The organism is Bacillota bacterium LX-D (genome assembly GCA_031628995.1).
Classification (GTDB): Bacteria; Bacillota; DUOV01; order DUOV01; family Zhaonellaceae; genus JAVLUO01.
In genome coordinates this window covers 1-21702 of sequence record JAVLUO010000014.1, presented here as the reverse complement: position 1 = coordinate 21702, position 21702 = coordinate 1, and the positions used below count along the sequence as shown (strand labels likewise).

At 37.2% G+C, this 21702-nt stretch carries 22 protein-coding genes, 1 tRNA gene, 1 pseudogene and 1 riboswitch; of the genes and pseudogenes, 6 read left to right on the top strand and 18 right to left on the bottom strand.

The genetic code is table 11. The features are described 5' to 3' along the window. Positions 1–15: 15 nt before the first annotated feature. The 3 genes from RDV78_10350 to RDV78_10340 all read right to left on the bottom strand — a co-directional run bounded on the left by RDV78_10350 (position 16) and on the right by RDV78_10340 (position 4719). Complete coding sequence (locus RDV78_10350) at positions 16–2124, bottom strand: PepSY domain-containing protein (GenBank protein ID MDS1030842.1); 2109 nt, start codon at positions 2122–2124, stop codon at positions 16–18. 185 nt (positions 2125–2309) lie between these two features. Further along, the gene (gene hcp, locus RDV78_10345) at positions 2310–3959 is read right to left on the bottom strand and encodes a hydroxylamine reductase (GenBank protein MDS1030841.1); all 1650 of its coding nucleotides are present in this window, start codon (positions 3957–3959) and stop codon (positions 2310–2312) included. Positions 3960–3978: 19 nt separating this feature from the next. Next, on the bottom strand, positions 3979–4719 hold the full coding sequence (locus RDV78_10340) for a 4Fe-4S dicluster domain-containing protein (GenBank protein MDS1030840.1): 741 nt from the start codon (positions 4717–4719) through the stop codon (positions 3979–3981). A 108-nt stretch (positions 4720–4827) separates the two neighbouring features. Here RDV78_10340 and RDV78_10335 point away from each other — a divergent pair, with 108 nt between their 5' ends. From RDV78_10335 to RDV78_10320, 4 genes are all read left to right on the top strand, one after another. Then, entirely contained in the window at positions 4828–5505 is a 678-nt protein-coding gene (locus RDV78_10335) for a Crp/Fnr family transcriptional regulator (protein ID MDS1030839.1), read from the top strand. Positions 5506–5622: 117 nt separating this feature from the next. Beyond that, entirely contained in the window at positions 5623–7497 is a 1875-nt protein-coding gene (htpG, locus tag RDV78_10330) for a molecular chaperone HtpG (protein ID MDS1030838.1), read from the top strand. A 100-nt stretch (positions 7498–7597) separates the two neighbouring features. After that, positions 7598–7772, top strand: a riboswitch (cobalamin riboswitch). A 93-nt stretch (positions 7773–7865) separates the two neighbouring features. Beyond that, positions 7866–8369: an ECF transporter S component gene (locus tag RDV78_10325; GenBank protein MDS1030837.1), complete on the top strand. Its 504-nt coding sequence runs from the start codon at positions 7866–7868 to the stop codon at positions 8367–8369. Beyond that, on the top strand, positions 8335–9075 hold the full coding sequence (locus RDV78_10320) for an AIR synthase related protein (GenBank protein ID MDS1030836.1): 741 nt from the start codon (positions 8335–8337) through the stop codon (positions 9073–9075). The genes RDV78_10325 and RDV78_10320 overlap by 35 nt, the downstream gene beginning before the upstream one ends. Before the next feature lie 98 nt (positions 9076–9173). Here RDV78_10320 and RDV78_10315 read toward each other — a convergent pair whose 3' ends face one another. The 10 genes and pseudogenes from RDV78_10315 to RDV78_10270 all read right to left on the bottom strand — a co-directional run bounded on the left by RDV78_10315 (position 9174) and on the right by RDV78_10270 (position 15171). Continuing rightward, positions 9174–10208 (bottom strand): hypothetical protein, encoded by a 1035-nt coding sequence (locus RDV78_10315; protein ID MDS1030835.1) that lies wholly within the window; start codon positions 10206–10208, stop codon positions 9174–9176. Between the two features lie 202 nt (positions 10209–10410). Then, positions 10411–10641, bottom strand: a complete 231-nt coding sequence (locus RDV78_10310) for a class I SAM-dependent methyltransferase (GenBank protein MDS1030834.1) — start codon at positions 10639–10641, stop codon at positions 10411–10413. Between the two features lie 62 nt (positions 10642–10703). Next, positions 10704–11390 (bottom strand): DNA/RNA nuclease SfsA, encoded by a 687-nt coding sequence (gene sfsA, locus RDV78_10305; GenBank protein ID MDS1030833.1) that lies wholly within the window; start codon positions 11388–11390, stop codon positions 10704–10706. Positions 11391–11415: 25 nt separating this feature from the next. Further along, positions 11416–11658, bottom strand: coding sequence for a hypothetical protein (locus RDV78_10300; protein MDS1030832.1), 243 nt, complete (start codon positions 11656–11658; stop codon positions 11416–11418). 172 nt (positions 11659–11830) lie between these two features. Continuing rightward, a pseudogene (locus tag RDV78_10295) lies at positions 11831–12565 on the bottom strand (permease). 23 nt (positions 12566–12588) lie between these two features. Next, positions 12589–12813 (bottom strand): hypothetical protein, encoded by a 225-nt coding sequence (locus tag RDV78_10290; protein MDS1030831.1) that lies wholly within the window; start codon positions 12811–12813, stop codon positions 12589–12591. Between the two features lie 48 nt (positions 12814–12861). Next, entirely contained in the window at positions 12862–13383 is a 522-nt protein-coding gene (locus RDV78_10285; protein MDS1030830.1) for a (Fe-S)-binding protein, read from the bottom strand. 15 nt (positions 13384–13398) lie between these two features. Beyond that, entirely contained in the window at positions 13399–14544 is a 1146-nt protein-coding gene (locus RDV78_10280; GenBank protein ID MDS1030829.1) for an aminotransferase class V-fold PLP-dependent enzyme, read from the bottom strand. Positions 14545–14573: 29 nt separating this feature from the next. Further along, positions 14574–14816 carry a thioredoxin family protein gene (locus RDV78_10275; GenBank protein MDS1030828.1) on the bottom strand — a complete coding sequence of 81 codons (243 nt, stop codon included), beginning with the start codon at positions 14814–14816 and terminating at the stop codon, positions 14574–14576. Between the two features lie 19 nt (positions 14817–14835). Further along, positions 14836–15171, bottom strand: a complete 336-nt coding sequence (locus RDV78_10270; protein MDS1030827.1) for a metalloregulator ArsR/SmtB family transcription factor — start codon at positions 15169–15171, stop codon at positions 14836–14838. A 527-nt stretch (positions 15172–15698) separates the two neighbouring features. Between RDV78_10270 and RDV78_10265 the strand changes: the two genes are divergently transcribed. Further along, entirely contained in the window at positions 15699–16268 is a 570-nt protein-coding gene (locus RDV78_10265; protein ID MDS1030826.1) for a flavodoxin family protein, read from the top strand. Between the two features lie 188 nt (positions 16269–16456). Beyond that, positions 16457–16645 (top strand): hypothetical protein, encoded by a 189-nt coding sequence (locus tag RDV78_10260; GenBank protein MDS1030825.1) that lies wholly within the window; start codon positions 16457–16459, stop codon positions 16643–16645. Positions 16646–16922: 277 nt separating this feature from the next. Here RDV78_10260 and RDV78_10255 read toward each other — a convergent pair. The 5 genes from RDV78_10255 to selA form a co-directional block, all read right to left on the bottom strand. Next, positions 16923–17019 (bottom strand) — tRNA-Sec (locus RDV78_10255). Between the two features lie 85 nt (positions 17020–17104). Then, entirely contained in the window at positions 17105–17503 is a 399-nt protein-coding gene (locus tag RDV78_10250; GenBank protein ID MDS1030824.1) for a secondary thiamine-phosphate synthase enzyme YjbQ, read from the bottom strand. Between the two features lie 24 nt (positions 17504–17527). Then, the gene (yfbR, locus tag RDV78_10245) at positions 17528–18106 is read right to left on the bottom strand and encodes a 5'-deoxynucleotidase (protein ID MDS1030823.1); all 579 of its coding nucleotides are present in this window, start codon (positions 18104–18106) and stop codon (positions 17528–17530) included. Positions 18107–18180: 74 nt separating this feature from the next. After that, positions 18181–20088 (bottom strand): selenocysteine-specific translation elongation factor, encoded by a 1908-nt coding sequence (gene selB / locus RDV78_10240; GenBank protein MDS1030822.1) that lies wholly within the window; start codon positions 20086–20088, stop codon positions 18181–18183. Positions 20089–20105: 17 nt separating this feature from the next. Beyond that, complete coding sequence (selA, locus tag RDV78_10235; protein ID MDS1030821.1) at positions 20106–21494, bottom strand: L-seryl-tRNA(Sec) selenium transferase; 1389 nt, start codon at positions 21492–21494, stop codon at positions 20106–20108. Between the last annotated feature and the right edge of the window lie 208 nt (positions 21495–21702).

Sequence of the window (21702 nt, the reverse complement as noted above, 5' to 3'; positions counted from 1 at the left end):
TGTCAGCCTTTTAAATTATTTTTCCAGTTGCAAATATCTAATTAGTACCGCACATGCCTCTCCTCTTTTAACCTGAGCCTTTGGTTTCCAATTTCCGCCATGTCCCGGCAGTAATCCTAAGCCGTCAGCAATTGCCCCATAGCCTAAATATCCTTTGGCTATTTTATTAGCATCTTTATATTGGTTAAATTTATACACATTTAAGGTAGCAATTTTATCATTCATTAGGGATCTAACTAAAAATTTAGCAAATTCCTGTCTAGTCATTAGTGCTGATGGTTTGACTTCTGCATCCTTAATTAATCCACTTTGTTTAGCCTGTTGGTAATAAGTCTCATACCAATTTCCGTCTTTTTCATCTTCAATGTAGCCATCTTTAGCTTTAACTAACATTTTAATTATTTCACTTTGGGTAATGGTTTCATCAGGTTTATAAAGGTCATTATCCAGTTTTAACATGCCAAAATCATTTAATGTCTGAATATAGCTGCTGGCCCAGTGCCCTTGAATATCTTTAATTTCTATAGGTTTGTTGTCGATAATAACTTCCCCGTTATAATTGAGCATTTGGCCTGTAACTGCATCATAAGTGTAGCTTTCCATGGGTGCTAAATTATAAACTAAGTACAGCTGATTATCTTGATTTTTAGCATAAATTAAATTCATTGGATATTTAGCTAAAAAATCTGCAGTAAATTTATTCTTATCTAGTACACTATCCTTTTTAGGGAAGTCTAGATTAAAATGACGCAGCCTAAAATCAAATATTTTTCCAGTATAACTATCTATAGTTGCACTAACAAAATTTTGGGCAAAAGGTACTCCATCTACAATCCTTTCCAGGGTTAAGTAGTAGCTAGGCTGATTTTCCGTATCTTGTGCCTGGAGATAATAATCCTCTTTTAACTGCCAGTCATTTCCTAAATCAGGGTAATTGGTTTTTAAATAGTTTTCTAATATTTGCTCAGCAGCTTTTTTGTTTTTGACAATTGTTCTTTTACTTTGGTTATTATTGCTGTCAACAGTATAACTGAAAGCCAGAACTTTGCCCGTTTTTGCGTCAATCTCAACGTTTGCCCACCCGTAATTGTCTTTAACTTGCTTTGACCAGTTAAAGGACCAAATCCTTAACTCTGAAAAACTCCAATCCCGGTTTAAACTAGCATATTCTAACTTATAATTGCTGTTTATGGGCACAGCTTTTTGGGCTTTTTCTAAGGCCTGTTCTTTTGTAAGCAGCCCTTCTATTTCCTCTTTTACAGACTGTTCATAGGGCTCTAATTTCTGGGAGGTTACTTCTTTAAACATTCCACCGCTGCCTAAATCATAATAAGGATAATAGTTATCGATTCTTACAACCTCTCCGGTTTCAGCATCGATGCCCATTTGAGCCGGATTTTCCACCTGATAAATTAATTTTACCGGCTTTGCATTTTTAGTGTCGGAGCCGGGTTTAAAATACTTTAATTTAAAACCAATTTTTTCAGAAAAAATCTTTTCTGCCTCTTGGCGGCTAAGGACAGCTTTAGCAGGTGCAACCTTTAAGTCTTCCCAATTGCAATTAAAACTGGTTACTTTTCCGTTTTGACCATTAACAGTAACACTAATTGTATTGGAAGGATATTCTATCCCATTAATAGTTCTGCTAAAGTTATACGAGTGAAAGATAGGTCCGCTGGAGTAATAGTATTTATTCTGCCTGTCTGGATTTAAAGTTACTTCCCCTGCCTTAGAAGGTGCTACTTTCTTAATAAAATTCAAAGCAATTTTTTCCCCGGCAGCTTTACTTACCTTGGGAATACTGCTAAAGTTGCCTTCATAGTACTTTGGATTATACTCCCCATAACCAACAACTTCTCCACTTTTTACATCAATTCTAACATTGATGGAGCCATTTCCTTTTTGGAGAGTCCAATTTAAAACCCAAACGCTAGAATATTGGTTTTGTTCGTAATTGGAATCAAATTGATCATATTCTTTCGGAATCTCAAAATACTTCTTGGCAATCTCAATAGCCTGCTCAACTTTTACTTGCTGAGAGTCAGTGCCTTGGGCAAAAGCCATGGCCGGCACAAGACTAAGCATTAAAGATAGAATTAAAAAAACTGCTAGACTTTTTCTCACGGATTTCCCCTCCTCATTATTATTTCAAGTTAATTGACGTTTTTCTCTGCCAAAAGTTGCAAATATTTGAAATAATTTTAGTAACTTTCCATTATGTATATGTGTTTTAATTGTTAATCTATGCCAAAAAAAAGCTGCAAGAAAAATCCTGCAGCTTTGGCTTAACAAAAACAGATAATTATTATTTATTTTCCTAGAATTGCTTGTAAATCTTCATCTGGAGTGGAAATGGGCTTAATGTCAAAGTTGTCTACCAAGACTTGCAACACATTAGATGAAACAAATGCTGGCAGCGTTGGACCTAAACGTATATCCTTGATTCCTAAGGAAAGTAATGTTAGTAAGATACAAACGGCTTTTTGTTCGTACCATGATAAAATGAGAGATAAAGGTAAATCATTAACACCGCAGTCAAAAGCATCTGCCAGAGCTAAAGCAATTTTAACGGCGGAATAAGCATCATTGCATTGTCCTACATCTAATAATCGGGGCAGACCGGCAACAGTACCAAAATCTTTCCTATTAAAACGATATTTACCGCAGGCTAAAGTAAGTATTACTGCATCTTGAGGTACCTTTTCGGCAAGTTCTGTATAATAGTTTCTCCCCGCTCTGACACCATCACAACCTCCAATTAAGAAGAAATGTTTAATGGCACCTTCCTTAACTGCCTGAATAATTTCCCCGGCATGGCTTAAGGTAGCATCGTGGCCAAAACCTACTAGAATTTTCTTTTCTGCTTCATCCTCAGTCCAGCCAACTAGTTCTAATGCTTTAGTGATGATAGGTGTAAAATCTTTCTGACCGTTAACTTCTTGAATATGGCTAGTATTAGGCCAGCCTACAATGCTTGTGGTAAAGATTCTGTCCTGATAACTTTCTTTAGGTTTCTGAATGCAATTAGTAGTCATAAGGATACATCCAGGAATACCATCAAATTCTTTTTGCTGGTTTTGCCAAGCCCCGCCATAATTTCCTACTAAATGACTATATTTTTTCAGCTCCGGATAAGAGTGAGCCGGCAGCATTTCTCCGTGGGTATAAATATTAATGCCCTTACCTTTGGTTTGTTCTAATAGTTCCTTTAAATCTTTAAGGTCATGGCCTGATACAATAATAAAGGGACCTTTCTTTTTCGTAATTAGTACTTCAGTAGGTGTTGGACTGCCAAAAGAACTAATATTGGCCTCATCTAAAAGCTCCATACAGCGGAAATTTACTTTCCCTAGCATCATGTTTAATTTAACTAAGTCATCTATGCTTAAGTTATCATCTAAAGTAGCAGCTAGAGCCTTATAAAGGAAGTTATTAACTAGCTTATCAGACTTACCTAATACATAGGCATGATGGGCATAGGCAGCCATTCCTTTAGCGCCGAAAATCAAAAGAGATCTTAAGGAACGGATATCTTCAGATACATTATCTGCTGTAAAGATAGCTGTTTTTTGAGCGTCAGCAAGAATTTGATCTTTTTTCTCTGGAACTTCATATAAAGCCTCCGGAGGAATAACTCCATTTACCTTTCCGGCCTGCTGTTTTAATTGCTCCTTGACGATTTGTGCCTGGCGTAAGAAACTAATAAATCTTTCTTGGTCAAAATTCACATTTGTTAAAGTAGCAAATAAAGCATCGATCATAAATTGATGAGTATTTTGTTCTAATTCTTGAGATTGTTCTAAAATTTTTTGGCCATAGAAAGCTATCCCTTGGAGGTTATACAATAGTAAATCCTGTAAAGCAGCTACTTGGGGGTCCTTACCGCAAACCCCCGTTACAGTACATCCTTTTCCCCCTGCTGTTTGTTCGCATTGATAGCAAAACATTTTACTTTCCATTACAATTCCTCCCCACTTTTTATTTTAAACTTCCATCTATGCCAATCGTGACTTCTCTATAAGGCACAATGGTTTGAGTACTTAACATTGCTTCTTTAACAGCTTGCACTATTCCATTGCAGCAAGGTACTTCCATTTTTACAACTGTAATACTGCGAATATTATTTTGGGCTATAATTGCTGCCAGCTTTTCTGCGTTGTACTTATTGTCATCTAGTTTTGGACAGCCTATAATTGTTACATGATCCTTAATAAAATCTTCATGAAAATTTCCGTAAGCATAAGCTGTACAATCTGCTGCAATTAATAAATCAGCATTTTGTAAATATTCTGCTTGGGGATTAATTAAACGAAGCTGCACGGGCCATTGTCTTAGTTGAGATGGCAGCGACACATTGTTTGTTTCTTTAGTTTCTGCTTTAGGCTCATTAGCAGCTCTAGTAATTTTTTTAGCTGCCGTGCCGGGACAGCCGCAAGGCATAACATCGATTGTATCCTTATTTGCATCCTTATTTTCTTTTTGCTGAGCTTGAAGTTTCAGTACTTCATCCTCACTGTAAGCATCTGCTTCCCGCTCTATAATTTTGATTGCCTCGGTTGGACAAGCCGGCAAACAATCGCCTAACCCATCACAATATTTATCACTAATTAGCTGCGCTTTGCCGTTAACTATTTCAATTGCCCCTTCGTGACAGGCAGTTGCACACAAACCACAGCCATTACATAATTCTTGATCAATATGCACAATTTTTCTAAGCATCTTGGTTCATCCTTTCTCTTTTCTAACTATAGCTTAATTATATAGATCTGCTAATCAAAAGTAGGTAACATTTGTTACAGAATTAAAAATTTGTGGGGGAATGCAATCTTGAATACAAATTTCGATATTTTAGAAAATTGTATTTTATTTCAAGGCTTAAATAAAAAAGAGATTTTAGATTCTTTACACAAGCTCGACTATGTTGAAACAACTTACAGTAAAGGCAGCATTATTGCCGACGAAGATGATGACTGCCATTCTATAGGCATAGTACTTTCCGGGTTACTGGAAGTTCAAAAGATTCATGCTTCCGGCAAAGTGGTCACTTTAACCCAACTCAGGCCAGGGGAAATTTTTGGGGAAGCAATTGTCTTTTCCAAGCAGCGAAACTACCCTGCTACCATTACAGCTGCCCAAGAAACCAGTGTACTGTTTATTGCTAAAGATGCTATTATCCAACTATGCAGTATTTCTCCTATGATTTTAACTAATTTTATGGAGTTACTCTCAAGTAGGATCTTAATGTTAAATAAAAAAGTAAAAGTGCTTTCTTTAGAAACTATTCGCCAAAAATTGTGCAGTCTTTTTCTGGAGGAATCTAAAAAACAAAAATCACTGATCATTAAATTATCTATGTCTCGAAGTAATTTAGCGGAACAAATGGGCATCCAACGTCCTTCCCTATCCAGGGAATTAATTAAAATGAAAAATGAAGGTCTAATTAATTTTCATAAGGGCAGTATTGAAATAAAAGACTTGGCAGCTTTAAAAGAATATCTTGAGTAAATTATTTTAGCACTCTTGGGACAAGAGTGCTAAAATATTCTTGACAAGTTTAAAAATTTTAGTATATATTAAATTCAAAAATATGTAAACTAAAATTGCATGCAGGAGGGAAAGTTGATGCAACAGGAAACAGGCAATATTTCTATTCATACGGAGAACATTTTTCCTATTATTAAGAAATGGCTTTACTCCGATCGGGATATTTTTATTAGAGAACTAATTTCTAATGGCTGTGACGCTATTAGTAAACTGCAGCGTTTAGCAGCTATCGGAGAAGCTCAAATAAGCCCGGACACCAAGTATGAAGTTAAAGTTGTCTTTAACAAAGATAAGAAAACTCTAAAATTTATTGACAATGGAATTGGCATGACTGCCGAAGAAGTAAAAAAATATATTAACCAAATTGCCTTCTCCGGTGCTGAAGACTTTATTGCCAAGTATAAAGAACAACTGGAAGGTAATGAAATTATCGGCCATTTCGGACTAGGATTTTATTCTGCTTTTATGGTAGCAGAACGGGTGCAAATCGATACTTTGTCCTATCAAACTGGAGCCGAAGCTGTACAATGGGTTTGTGACGGAGGTACCGAGTATCAACTAAACTCATCACAGCATGACCAAAGGGGTACTATTGTCACCTTATACTTATCAGACGAAAACAAGGAATTTTTAGAAGAATTTAACCTACGCCAAATAATTTATAAATATTGCTCTTTCTTACCTACTGAAATTTATGTACTTAATGAACAGCCTCAGGAAACCACTAAAGATGGTGCTGAACAAAAATTAGAACCAATTAACGATCCTCATCCTCTTTGGCTTAAAAACCCTAAGGATTGCACTAAGGAGGAATATATTGATTTTTATAAAAAAATATTCCATGATTTTAATGACCCATTATTTTGGATTCATCTACAGGTAGATTATCCTTTTGACCTTAAAGGTATCTTATACTTTCCGAAAATTAAGCACGAGTTTGAAACCATTGAGGGCCAAATTAAATTATACAATAATCAAGTCTTTGTAGCTGACAATATTAAAGAGATTATTCCTGAATTCTTAATGCTCTTAAAAGGAACAATTGACTTTAAAGATCTGCCTTTAAATGTATCCCGCAGTTTTCTGCAAAAGGATAGCAATATAGTTAAACTATCCAAGCATATTACCAAAAAAGTCGCCGATAAATTAACTGAACTATTTAAAAAAGAGCGGGAAAACTTTAACCAATATTGGGAAGATATTCACCCCTTTGTCAAGTATGGCTGTATTCGAGAAGACAATTTTTATGAAAAAGTAAAGGATATTATTATCTTCCGTACTATTAATGGTGAGTATGTGACTCTCCAAGATTACTTAGGACAAAAGGAAGAGGGCCAGCCCAAAAGAGTCTTCTATGTCAGTGATGAGAAACAACAAGCTCAGTATATTAACCTTTTTAAAGAGCAAGGCCTAAATGCTGTAGTTCTGCCTTCTACTATTGACTCCCACTTTATTCAGTTTTTAGAAAGCAAAGAAGCTGGATTACAGTTTAGCCGCATTGATGCTGATTTAGCTGACAGTTTAAAGGACAATGGGAAGGAGCCAAATCAGGAACAAGAGCAGCAAATACAAGACAAATTAGCGGCTATCTTTAAAAAGGCTCTAAATAATGATAACTTAAAAGTCCAAGCTGAGGCATTGAAAACTTCTGACGTACCGGCTATTATTTTACTTAATGAAAAAAATAGAAGACTGCAAGAAATGAGCGCTATGTTTAAAGGTATGGACCTAGGAACTATCCCTACTGAAGAAACATTAATTGTAAATACTAGCAATTCTTTAATTCAAAAGGTTTTATCTTTATCGGAAAATGCTGAGGAAGCTGATCTCCAGCTAGTCTGTGCCCATATTTACGACTTAGCAATGCTCAGCCATAAACAGCTGGAACCTGCCCAAATGACTAAATTTATTGAACGAAGCAACAAAATACTGGCTAAAATATTTGCTGCTTAAGAATTTCTAAAAACATTTAGCAGCCCTACAATTCCTTAAACAGTAAAAAATTATCTCAATTATTAAGAAGGAAAATATCTAGTTAAGTAGAAACTATTAATTAAAATTATTACTCTCTGGTGCCAATTTTGGAGAATAGGGAAATCCAGTTGAAAGGATACGGTCCCGCCGCTGTAGTAAGGTACGAAAGCTTAATAACCACTGGCTGATGCTGGGAAGGTGAGCAAGTAGAATAACCTTGAGTCAGAAGACCTGCCGAGAGTAAACTTATAACCCACGCGGAAGGGGTGATGAGTAGGGAATGATGGTAAAGTTCTCTTTAGGGAGAATTTTATTTTTTTTACTTAATCTAGAAGGAGGCTAAGGAAGTGTTAACCAAAAAATTAGTTCGAATGGGTATTTTTACTGCTTTATGCGTTGTGGGTGCTTTCTTAAAAATTCCCAGCCCTACTGGCACAGTAAGTTTTGACTCCGCTCCTGGTTTTTTTGCAGCAGCCTTATTAGGAGGTAAAGAAGGTGCTTTAATTACTGCACTTGGCCATTTAATTTCCTCAGGTTTAACGGGTTTTCCCCTAACTTTACCTATTCATCTTTTAATTGCCCTTCAAATGGCTATTTGTGCTTTTCTGTTTGCCTTTTTACTTAAGAAAGCTAATGCCTTCATAGCTATAATTACGACAATCATTGCCAATGGGGTTATAGCACCTCTAACTTTGGTTCCAATTTACGGTATGGGTTTTTTTGTCGGAATGGTTTTACCTTTAGTTATTGGTTCAGCAGCAAATATTATTATAGCCTATCTAATTTATAAGGCAGTTAAAAAAGCAGGTGTATTTAATGATCAGGAGGATACGAGATCTAACCCTTATTGAAATAGAGAAAACCCTTTTAGTTATCGCTTGCGATTCGGCAGGCGCTATCGGTACTAAGCCTTTAGACAAGTTACAACTTTCAGGCCAAATCTTAGGAAAAATGATTACAGCAGTCCCCTTAATGGAAGTACTGGCCAGCGGGGCAAAGCCAATTACAGTTATTAACACTTTAAGCGTAGAAGCGCATCCGGCTGGAGTACCTATTATTGAAGGAGTGAGAGAAGCTGTTGCTGAAGCTGGGTTGGATATTGCGATGATTAATGGCAGTACTGAAGATAATATGCCAACTTTGCAAACAGGCATCGGTGTTACTGTTATTGGCACTACAAATAGCCGGGATTTAAGGCTAGGTACAAGTGAGGCAGGAGATTTAATCTATGTAGTAGGCACACCTATGGTTGGAGAAGAGGTACTTAAAAACCAACAAAAAGCCGCTGGCATCAAAGCTGTACTGCAGCTTTTACAACAAGAAGGCATCCATGAAATACTACCTGTAGGATCTAAGGGAATCAGCTACGAACTACATGAATTAGCTAAACTTCCACAGTGCCATGTGAAATTCCTATTAAATTCAAATTCAACCCTTGACATACATAAAACGGCCGGGCCTGCAACATGTTTGCTGGTAAGCGTTAAAGCTGGGTATGAAGATGCCTTAGAGTGCTTAAATGTGCCCTTTCAGAAAATTGCCCAGCTTGTTCAATAGAATTACCTTTTCAGAATATTGCTAAGAATTTTAATGAATTTAAATAGATTCAAAAACAGATAGGCAAATCATCCTTCCTAGGATGACTTGCCCTTTTCTTATGCTAAATTATAACGCGCCCGTAAAATGGAGGATACTTCCTTCAGCAGTTTAAACGATTCTTCTACAGTAGCACCACCATCTAAATTGACTAAACAGCATTTAGCAGGAGCCAGCCAAGATCTAGATAAAATGAATTGTTTATCAATGCCCCTTTGCTCAAGGTGATTCCAATGACTTTCCAATTTCTCAATTATGGAGTTAACTGTTTCCTCACTAAATTCTTCTGTTAAAGTTGGTACAATGCCCCAGGAAATAATTCCTCCCCTATCTAAGAAATCTTTAACTTCACTATAGTAACGGGTGAAAATATGCCCCCAGTTAAATATATTAACAGAAAGTACATTCATTTCTATACCCGTCAAGAGAAATGACCAGTCAGGGTTCCCGCATAAATGGACTCCCCAAGGCCCTTTGATTTTCTGGGAAAACTCAATAAAATCTTTCTTGGCAGTTTCACTTGTATAGCCCGTCATGCTGCTAAAAAGCATCTCCAGCCCTGGTTCATCAATCCATACAAAGGCATTAGAATTCTTGGCTTTTAATTGAGCATACTGTGTATTGATTCTCTGGGCAAAAAATTCAAAAAGAAGTGGCCGGACTTCATCATTATAAATAATAGGCCGATCTGTTTCATCAACAATTTTTAAGCCAAAGCTTAAAGGTCCAATATTTTGTCCCCTAATCAACTGATACCCACTTAAATCTTTCTTTAAAAATTCATCTAAAACTGCGGAATACTGGGATGAAAGTTCGAAATAAGATTCATCATCACTATGTTCAATATACTCAGGAAGTTCTTCCATAAACTTATCCATGTTAAAGGAAATTTTTTTAGCTTCCAAATCGATTACTATGCCGGGAAAACGTTCACTTGCCTGCACATACATATCTTCATAATAACTATACCGGGGTAACTGGGGCCAAAAGGGAATATCTAATGATAATGCCAGATCCAAGGCTTGTTCTATTGATTTATGGGGCATAATCCCCATGGCTGTTGTTAAACAATTTCCAACTAATTGTTTCGTCATTTCAACTCGCCCTTTCCACTTGCCCGCTGTTGTGCAGGCTTTATTTATCTCTATTATATAAATTAGCACTAAAAATGTAGGTAACATTTGTTACCTAGACAAAAATTTTTAACTACATTTTGCCAGCCACTGTTAATAATCCTTGTGTTTCATGGCTCCAAAGTTACCCGTAACATTTTTCATCACTTGGCCTACTTCAGGTTTATTTGCCCTTTTCCTTTTCCTTAGCCTTTAAAACCATCTTTTCATCTATATCTAAACCAAAAGTTTTATAACCCATTTCTTCTAAAGCTAAGGCGTAATTCCCCGTTCCGCAAGCTAAATCTAATATTTTTTCTTTGCCTGAAAACATTTTTTGTAAAAAATTTATTTGCAGCTTGCCTAAAGGAATAATATCATCATAGTATTGGCTTAAAGCTTCATAAAATTCCATACTGTCCACTTCATTTCTGCACTTTAATAGTTTATCCTGTAATGCAAATTTATATTGAAAAATTATAACTTTATAGGAACATTAGTTCCCAGGGTAATGGAATTTTCCATAACTATAGAGTCATAACATAGTACTTTCACTCCTGCTTGCTCAGCAGCATAAAGAGCCTGGCAAAAAGCTAGATCAGTTTCTTTATTTGGCGTAAAATATTTGACCCCTTGCATTTGAATTAAAAAAAAGATAAAGCAGTCATATCCGTCCTGAACTGCTTTACTTAATTCGGTCACATGTTTAGCGCCTCTTTCTGTAGGAGCATCTGGAAACATAGCAACCCCATTATTTTCTAAAGTAACCCCTTTAACCTCAACAAAACCCTTGGCACTTTTTGTCTCAAAGTATAAATCAAAGCGTGATTTAGCATAGGTAACTTCTCTTTTTAAAAAATTAACTTCTCTAAGTTCAGCAACCTTTCCCTCCCGTATTCCGTCAAAAACAACCTTATTAGGCACTTGGGAATCAATATTAATCAATATATTATTTTTATAGGCGGAAATAAGGGAAAAGTCCGTTTTCCGGCCTTGGTTTTGAGCTTTTTCTAAAATAACAGCAGTTTTTGGCAGTAAAATTTCCTTACAGCGTCCAGTGTTTTTAACGTGTACTGTTTCTTCCTTTCCATTCACAAGTACTTGAGCAATAAAACGGTTGGGCCTTTGGAGAAAAATGCCCTTTTCAATTTCTTCATACTGCACAAAAATTGCCCCCTTAATGATACCCTTAGTGATATTCTTTCGTAACGCTATAAATAAAATAGGTTCTATAGATTGTCATTTCCATTTTGTCATCGAATTTGTCTGTTCCCTCAATTAGCATTTCCCACGCATCCCTTAAATTTTCGGGGCAGCTTTCTCTGCTAAACTGAGCCATAAATTTTTGAAATCTAGTCAATTTATCTAAAGATAAATATTCGCTATAAATTTTTTTCCCATTTTGCAGTGCCTGGACATAAGCTTTAGCCATAATAACTCCTCCCCCCAAAATCACAAACTTTATTTATCATTTCGATTTATTTTTGCTTTATCCTCCCAAACTACTTGCAATAGCCTATCTCCTCCAACAACAACCAGAAAACTACTTAAATAAAATAAGTGCTCTTCAAAAACCCAAGAGCACTTATTTTGACATTTATTTGTTATAAAATTAAATTAAACAAATAGCCTGTAAAAATGATTCCACAGCTTACTATAGCAATAAAAACAGCTAATAATTTTGGTTTAAGCACCCTTCTGAGTAAAATCATTTCCGGAATACTCAAGGCAGTAACTGCCATCATAAAAGCTAATGCCGTTCCGATTGCTACCCCGGCTCGTGTTAGCTCACTAACTAAAGGTATCACACCTGCCGCGTTCGAATACAATGGCACTCCAATAATAACTGCTACAAAAACAGCAAAAGGATTATCCTTACCGGCATAGGCCGCTAAAGCATCAGTCGGTAGCCAGCCATGCATCACACCGCCAATGCCAATCCCCACTAGCACGTATAGCCAAATCTTTTTAATTAGTTCCCAGGTGAAAGTCCAGGAGTCAATTAATCTATCTTTATAAGTTAAGTCGGGTAAATCTGGCGTATTGCCAACCTGCATTTGATAAACATATTCTTCTACATATTTTTCTAAGCCCAGTCTGCCTATAATTAGCCCACTTATTATGGCAATAACTTCTCCGGAAATAATGTAGGTTAAAGCTATTTTTAAACCAAAAAGTCCGTATAAAAGCCCTAAAGCAATCTCATTGACCATTGGAGCTGCAACTAAATAAGTAAATGTAACCCCCAGTGGTACCCCTGCTTCCACAAATCCAATAAATAAAGGAACAGCAGAGCAAGAGCAAAATGGAGTAACTATCCCCAATAGTGCCGCCAGAATACTACACTTAATTAGATAAATCGCTAAATCACGCTGTTCATATGTTTTTTAGCAATTTCCACCTGTACTAAAGCTAAATGTTGTTCAGGAGTTAGGAGCTCTCCATCTTCATATTTTTGGGCAATAAAGAAATAACAATTTTTCTCCATTGTCATTTCTTCCGGTTTAATTTCCCTCTTAGTGTCAAAACAAATATTTTTCCCCTCTTGACTAACAGCAAGGCCACACTTTTCACAAGTACCGAACATATTAACCCCTCCTCACAAATATGTTCCAGCGCTTAATTACTTCTTTTACTACTCTTCGCCTAGTAAACTCAATACCTTAGCTTTAGCCTCCGCATAAGCTTCCGTCAGTAAATCAGGACATTGATTCACTTCCGCTTCTAGCGAAACCAACTTTGTGGCAAAAGCAAGACAAGCAGCTTCTCCGCATTTTTTACAATTAGTTCGAGGCAAATGCTTATATATTTCTAGAGGACCTACTCTTTTTCGTCCTTCATAGATGGGTGTTATTTCGTCTCTGCGTTCGTATGTATCATTGATTAAACCTTTTAGCAATTCTAACTCTTGGTAAGCATGAGTTATATTTTTCAATTTTGTAACAGCAACCTTATCTTTTTGTAAAAGAATCAGCTTTTCACCTTTTTTAAAGGCCAAATTTTGTGCTTTGGGGTCATAATTTGGCTTAGGTAAAACAGCATTTAAGTAAGGCATTAATTCTCCTATTTCAACTGATAAAACAGCCTGAACCTTAATCATTTCCTCTGCCGCTAAACAAGGTGATGTACGGACAACCCGTATTTCCTTTAAAAACATTATTTTCACCTCAGCTTATTTTGCCTGGATATTCTTTATTGCTTCTCCTAGCATTTCAATGTCTTCTACCTGATTAAAATAACTCACACTAGCCCTGATAGCACCCCTTTTTTCCGTACCTAACAAACGATGGGCTTTTGATGAACAATGCAATCCGGCCCGAACCATAATGCCAAAGGACTCATCTAAAGAAAATGCCACTTCTTCCGGCACCATTTCCTTGAGATTAAAAGAAACTAAACCCACACGTTCATGGGCTTGGAGAGATCCATAAACATTTACACCAGGCAAAGCCTGAAGTATTTCCAAGAGCTTATGGGTCAACATTTCTTCTTTGGCGCGTATTTTTTCAATTCCTTGCTGCTCAATAAATTCCACTGCCGCTTTTAAGCCCACAAGTCCCCAAATATTTGAAGTTCCAACCTCATAGCGATCAGGCAAATTTTGTGGTTGAAATTCCTGGCTGGAGTTGCTTCCTGTTCCGCCTTCTTTTAAAGTTTTTAGTTCTATTCCTTCCCGAATGTATAGGCCGCCCGTACCCATAGGGCCCAACAACCCTTTATGGCCTGTAAACGCCAAAAGATCTATCCCTTCTTTGGAAACATCAATGGGGTAGACACCGGCCGTTTGGGCTGCATCAATTAAGACAGGTATATTATAAGCGTGAGCAATTTCAGTGATTTTGGGAATTGGCAAAATACTGCCCAGTACATTAGAAGCATGCAGCAGACAAAACAGCTTTGTTTTTTTTGTTATTTTATTTTCAATTTGCCCAGCATCAAAGCTTCCATCTGGATTTACAACTAATTCGGAAATAGATATATTTTGATCCTGCTCCAGTTTTTTTAAAGGCCTCCACATGGAATTATGTTCAATATTACTGGTAATAACATGATCTCCAGGCTCTAAAATGCCTTTTAAAGCCAAGTTCAAAGAATCTGTCACATTGTTGGTAAAAATAATTTGTGCGGCGTTATCAATGCCAAAAAGCCTGCCTAGAGCTGCCCTCGTTTTATAAACCAGTTCTTCTGCTTCTAAAGCTTTCCGGTAATGGCCCCGCCCTGCACTAGCTCCATTTTGCCGCATATACGTTTCCACTGCTCGATATACTGCTTCCGGCTTCGGAAATGTAGTCGCCGCATTATCCAAATAAATCTCCATCTTCCCCCACCCTTGTTCCCAACAATAAATTAATTGTTTTCTTCTTGAATATATTTTTTGGCAGCTGCCAGCTTTAGTACTTTACCAAAAGATTTGACTTTTCCGTTGATTACCAAGGCAGGTGTGCTCATAACTCCATGGCTCATTATTTCTTTCATATCTTCAACTTTTTTCATATCGGCCTGGATACCCAGTTCCTGCACCGCTTGCTCCACAACTCCGTAAAGCTTTTGACAATTGGCACAGCCTGAACCTAAGATTTTAATTTCCATATTATCCACTCCTTTGTAATTATAAATTATCTTTTTTGGCCATTTGATCAAATAGAGAAACAGTCCCCTCGGCCTGTAACATAATAACTTTAGAAACAATCTCCAACATCTCTAAAACTTCAGGGTAAGTAATTGAATAAATTACCTTTAAACCTTCCTTGCGGCTAGTTATTAAATCCTGCCTTTTTAAAATTGCTAAATGTTGTGATACGTTGGATTGTTCTAGATCAAGATTACTGGTAAACTCACAAACACATTTTTCTCCGTTGCGCAAAAATTCTAAAATTTTAATCCGTGAAGGATGAGCGAACGCTTTAAAAATATCCGCTTTCATTTGAAAAAGTCTTTCTTCCATTATATTTACTCCCCTGTTATTTTATTTAAGCTGCTTCAACTGCAAATTCCTGCCCTAATTTTATACCAGAAAATAGCAATTAATACCTTTTATTTTAACATTATACTATTAGCTAGTTATATAAACAATATATTATGAAATAATAATATATTGCAGAAACGTCCGGCAAACCTACACTTCGTACCCATAGATTCTACAAAAGAAAATCTGGCAGAAGTACTTAGAAAAACATCGTACAACCGGCAAACCAAAAGCTTACGTAGCTCTCCAGATAGTTTTAATGAAATCGTGCCCGTATTCTTAACGATATCTCCACAGACAATGCTTTTGTACCCAAGCCGCGTTATTTTTCCATCAGCATCAACGCTGCCACATTCTTCCCAAGAACTATCCCCGAAAAAACCTGTAGCATAAAAGGTGTGCGAGTAAATTACCAGTAATAAATCATAATTTGTTAAACTCTCCTTTACCATAAGGTATATAATAAACTTAATTTCATTAGTTTCCATAATTGAAAGGGTGTTTTTATGCGAATATTAGTTTTAAACGGCAGCCCACAAAAAAGTGGAACCGTTGCTAAACTGCTTCTAGAAATTGTCGCTGGCATCGCTCAAAAACATGAAGTAGAGTGGGTCGATGTATACGATCTCAAAATGAAGCCATGTCTGGCCTGCATGAAATGCCGACCAGACATGGCATGTATCTTGCCGCCGGATGACGGTCATATAATCGGAAATAAAATTAGAAATGCTGATGGACTTATAGTTGGTACCCCAACTCACTGGGGTAATTTAAGCTCCCAGCTTAAACTTTTATTCGATAGGAATGTGCCGGTTTTTATGGGGGAAAAACCCAATGGTCTACCTTTGCCACAGCAGAAAGGAAAACCGGCAGCTATAGTTACTGCCTGTACAACTCCATGGCCATTTAACTTTATCGCAGCTGAAAGCAGAGGGGCAATTAGAGCAGTTAATGAAGTATTGCATTATGGAGGATATAAAATTATAGGTAAAATAGTTAAATCCGGGACTAAAACAAAGCCAGAAATCTCCCCTGCACTATTAAGAAGGGCCAAAATTCTTGGCAACCGATTCTAATTATGGTCTGGATCTAATATCACTATTTTTTTCATAAACTTTTCGCTTTTAAAAAATCTGTTCAACAATAATCCACCAAGAAAAAAATTCTACTCACATTTAAACAATTCCAACATTTCTTTTAAAGTTACATATCACTTACCCAAAATGCTAATAATAAATATTAGATTTATTGGGAGGTGAATACATTGGTAACTAATGTCGATATCCAAAACTGTATTGATAAGTGCACACAAACGGCGCAAATGATTCGTAGTTTGGCTAATAATACTGTAGATCATCGGGCACGTATGGCCCTTGCAGAAGCAGATCGCCGAATTGAAATGTGTATACATGGATGCCTTGATGCTAAAGAAATATCCCAAAATTTAAAGTAAAAAGAGGTGAAGTATATGAATAATCAGCAACAACAATTAGAACAATGTATCCGAGATTGTCAGAACACGTTAGCTACACTTCAATCATTCACAGATAAAACCCAGGATGTCCGCTTCAAGTCGACCCTTTCCGAATCTGCACACCATCTGGATATGTGTGTTCGTGAGTGTCAATTTGCTTACAAACAAATTCCATAAGTCGGGGGCCATTATGGTCCCTTTTTAATATAAACAAAACAAGGCCTCCTCCAAAGAGAAAGCCTTGTCTTGTTTATATTGGCGGGAATGTGTGGGAATCGAACCCACCGAACGCAAGGTCATTACGTCCCGTCGGATTTGAAGTCCGGGCAAGCCACCAGGCCCAATCCATCCCCATAAGGAACCAATTAGGTTCCATTATCTCCTTTATTATTTTACCGTCTCCTTGTTTTTATGCAATAGAAATATATTTCCTGCAAATTAATTAACCTTAACCCAAACAGTTCTCCGCCTTGGTCCATCAAATTCGCAGAGGAAAATACCCTGCCAAGTTCCTAAACAGGCTCTGCCATCTTCAATTAAAACAGTTTGACTAGAACCTACTAAAGATGATTTTAGATGGGCCGGCGAATTGCCTTCTATATGCTTATAATCCAAATTATAGGGCACTATCTGTTTTAAAGTCTCTGTAATATCTCTGGCCACCGCAGAGTCTGCATGCTCGTTAATTGTTAGTCCACAGGTAGTATGGGGAACAAATATATAACAAATTCCTGATTTTACTTCCTTATCGTGGATAATATTTTGGACAAGTGCCGTTATATCAATTAGTTCCTCTTTTTTAGTTGTATTAACAATTAATTCATTTATGCCTTCCATTATTGTACTCCCCTTCCAATTGTTTTAATTTAATTCATCCAGGGTTAATGAAAAACTAGGCACAAAATTAGCCATAAAATATTCTACTTCAGGCAAATTAAATTTCTCGATTTCAGCCTTAATCGACTTTTCCGCTTTACAAAATTCTTGATTTCCAGCCTTTAATTCCTCAAGGCATTTTAAATAAGCACAAATCTTATCAGCTGCCTTAACTATCCGCCAACATTCCTGTTCCTTTTCTTCGGGGAAGAATAAGCTTTGATAATCACTCCTCAGCTCCCACGGCAGCATTTCCAATAGTTTATACTTAGCCATTTCTTCAATCTGACCGTAGGCTTCTTTAATTTCCGGGTTGAAATATTTAATGGGAGTGGCTAGGTCCCCTGTAATAACTTCTCCAACTTCATGAAATGCTCCTAAAGTCAGTACTCTTTCTAAATTTACATTGCCCCCAAAAATCCGGTTTTTAATTACCGCCAATCCGTGGGCTATAATTGCTACCTGCAAACTATGTTCCTGAATATTTTCAGATAAAGTATTGCGCATCAAGCCCCAGCGTCTAATTAACTTCATCCTTGATAAGTAAGCAAAAAAATGGCTCATAACTGCACCTACCGTTATTTTTTACCGCTTAGGTACTATTATTATAACGGTACATGTTCCCAAAATAAATACTATTATTTAACTAATACCCTTTTATCTTGAATACGTTTTGTGAACTTAATTTTATCAAAGTACTCAAGTAAAGGAAGCACATATTTTCTTGAGCTTTGCAGCAAATCTCTGGCCTCAGATAATTGAATGGAGCCATGTTCTTCAATATACTGCTTTAGGAGTTCTTGGGCACCCTTAATACTTTGTTGATGAAAATATAATTCTTCGTCTATCTTATATAATGTTTTCTTCCAAAGCAGATACTTAAGCAATTCGTTTCCCTCATCTTCACTTAATGCTAACTTGCGCAAAACTTCACTCCAAAGAGGGGGTTGAAATACTGCGGACAAATACTCGGCAGCAATTCTTTCTAATAACTTTTGTTCTTTAAGACTTGGTGTGGGAATAAATCCCTTTAAAGCTACATAATTGTTTTCTACCCTTAAAAAATTATCTTGCACCCATTTACTTAAAAGGGCGTTAAAAATTTTTACTTTTGCTTTAGAAAATTTACGAGAGCGTAATTCCTCTTTGGATAGTCCAAAACGCAAATAATATTTTTGATGATATTCTCCTAAAAACTGTTCAATATTTTTTTGGAATGAATCTAACCTATCTTTATCTGCTACCCAGCTAGTATCGTCAAAGTCAATTTGCACTATAAGTCCTTTTGTTAAAAGTACCTCTACCAGCTGATCAACCATTGTTCCAGGCAGGTTTAATTTATCGGCTAACTCATTTTTAGTTAAAAGTAAATCTCCTGCATTCTGTAATGCTTCCAGCAGCAATTCTTCAGGTGTTCCTTTGGCTAGGACAGCTAGAGTAGCTAAGAGAGCAGCGTCAAACCTTTTGTGTTTGCCTGCCACCGGGTCAATTACAGTACCTCCCCCTATTGTTTGCATCGGCGAATAGGAACGGACAACTAAGCGATCTCCTTTCCCCGCTACTAAAACATTTTCTAGCTGTAACTGCACAAATGCCTTTTCCCCGGGTACTAACACATCTCGATCTAACAATATTATTCTTCCCAAAATTTCACTTGTGCCCAAGTGAATCCTTACCCTCTGTCTATTTTCTACTTGGGCAGCACAGGGAAGTAAGTAAAACTCTACATCTATTCTATAGGAAGGTGTAAAAACATTAGGGGTTACGACTGCACTTCCCCGCTTAATTTGCGTTACTTCCAAACCTGCTAAGTTGGCAGCTACTCTCTGGCCGGCATAGGCCTTCTCTACTTGCTGGCCATGAACCTGTAGTGAACGAACTCTAGTGGTAAGTTTTTCTGGCATTATTTCTAGAATTTGACCTACAGAAATCTCTCCTGTCCAAAGTGTTCCCGTGACAACAGTACCAAAACCAGTTATAGAAAAAATTCTATCAATAGGCAAACGAACCTGCCCCACCCTAGTTTTTGGTTTAGTCTCCGAGACCATTTTTTCCAGTACCTTTTTTAACTCCTCGATCCCAGTACCAGCATAAGCTGAAGTGCAGAGAATAGGCGCATTTTCTAAAATAGTTCCTTTCAAAAAGTTTTGTACATCTTCTTTAATAAGCTCCAGCCAATCTTCATCCACTAAGTCTACTTTCGTGATTACTACTATACCTTTTTTGATTTGCAGCAAATTAATGATATCTAAATGTTCCCTAGTTTGAGGCATGATACCCTCATCAGCAGCAACTGCCAATAAAACTAGGTCCATTCCCCCTGCACCGGCTAACATTTGCTTAATAAACTTTTCATGCCCCGGCACATCAACTAAACCTACCTTTAAACCTCCCGGCAGTTCCAGAGGAGCAAACCCTAATTCAATAGAAATGCCTCTCTGCTGTTCTTCTTTTAGACGATCGGTATTAATTCCCGTTAGAGCTTTAACTAGTTCAGTTTTGCCATGGTCAACGTGACCAGCGGTACCAACTATCACATAATTCATTTTCTTCTTTCCTTTATTTAAATTTTAGCAACTGTTAGCCCTTGAAAGGCAGACACAAGAAGCTGTTCTTCTCCTGGCAGAATAGTTCTTGGATCTAAGATTATTTTATTTTGATTAATTCTAACCAGGACAGGTTGTTCCCCTGTATGCAGCCTGTGGGCTGCTTTTTCCGCTGAAAGGTTAGCCAAATGTACGGCCACTAAAAAAGTTGGCAAATTAGTTGTTGGCAAAGCTCCACCTCCAGCCTGGGAGTAACCTTCTTCGATTGTAATTTCAGCATCTGGCAATGCTGCAGCTAAAAGATGTTTTAGCCTTTCCGCCTTAGTCTGCAGTTTAGCAAGAGGCATAGTTAACATGTTTAAAGCCGGATTGTTTTCTACCACACCTTGTGGGTCTAAATACTCCTTAAGAGTTGCTTCTAAAGCTGCAACCGTCATTTTGTCAACCCGCAAGGCTCTTGTTAAAGGATATTTCTTCACCTGAGAGATTATACTTTTGTTGCCAACAATTATTCCCGCTTGAGGTCCTCCCAAAAGTTTATCTCCACTAAAAGTTACAATATCTACCCCTGTACTTATTAACTCTTGTACAATAGGTTCGCCCTGGATGCCGTAGTTTTTTAAGTCAAACAAAACGCCGCTGCCTGCGTCTTCTATAACAGGAATGTTTTTCTCTCGGCCTAACTTAACCAGTTCCTCTGTAGATGTTTCATGGGTAAACCCTACTACCCTATAATTGCTAGTATGTACTTTTAACAGGGCTGCTGTTTCCGAATTTATGGCTCTTTCGTAATCTTCCAGATATGTTTTATTTGTGGTTCCAATTTCAACTAATTTAGCTCCGCTTTGTTCCATTACCTCCGGAACCCTAAAGGAACCTCCAATTTCAATTAGCTGTCCCCTAGAGACAATAACTTCTTTTCCTTTGGCCATAGAGGCTAATACCAATAAAATAGCTGCTGCATTATTATTGACTACTAAAGCATCTTCACAGCCTGTTAAATCTCTTAAAAGCTGCAGCACGTGGCTGTATCTGGACCCTCTTTCTCCAGTAGTTAGGTCCAACTCTAAATTGCTATAACTGCCGGCAATCTGGGCAACGGCAGCTCTAGCCTTTTGACTTAACACTGCCCGGCCTAGGTTTGTATGTAAAATAACTCCCGTTGCATTAATTACACTTTGCAGATTGTACCTGCTTTTTTTAATTAGCATTTTCTGAGTTTGGGTGATCACCAAACTCTTTAAACTATTTTCGGCAAAAAGCTCGCCCTGTTTAATTTTCTCCCGCAGCTCACTAATTGCTTCTCGTACGCACTCCACTACCAGGTGCCTGCTTTCTTTTCTTAGCAACTCTTTAATTTGAACATCTTGGAGTATTTCTTCTACTGCCGGCAAGCTGCGCAGCATATTAACCACAGGGAAAAACCTCCTTAGACAATAGAAATTTTTGGTGTACAATATAATTTTAGTTATTTTTGCCCTCTTTTGCAAAAGTAGCCTTAACTTTTTAGAACATAGTTAATCGAGTAGGAGCTGAATAATTAATTAATTCAGCGTCCTCTCACACCACCGTACGTACCGTTCGGTATACGGCGGTTCAATAGAATTAATGTAC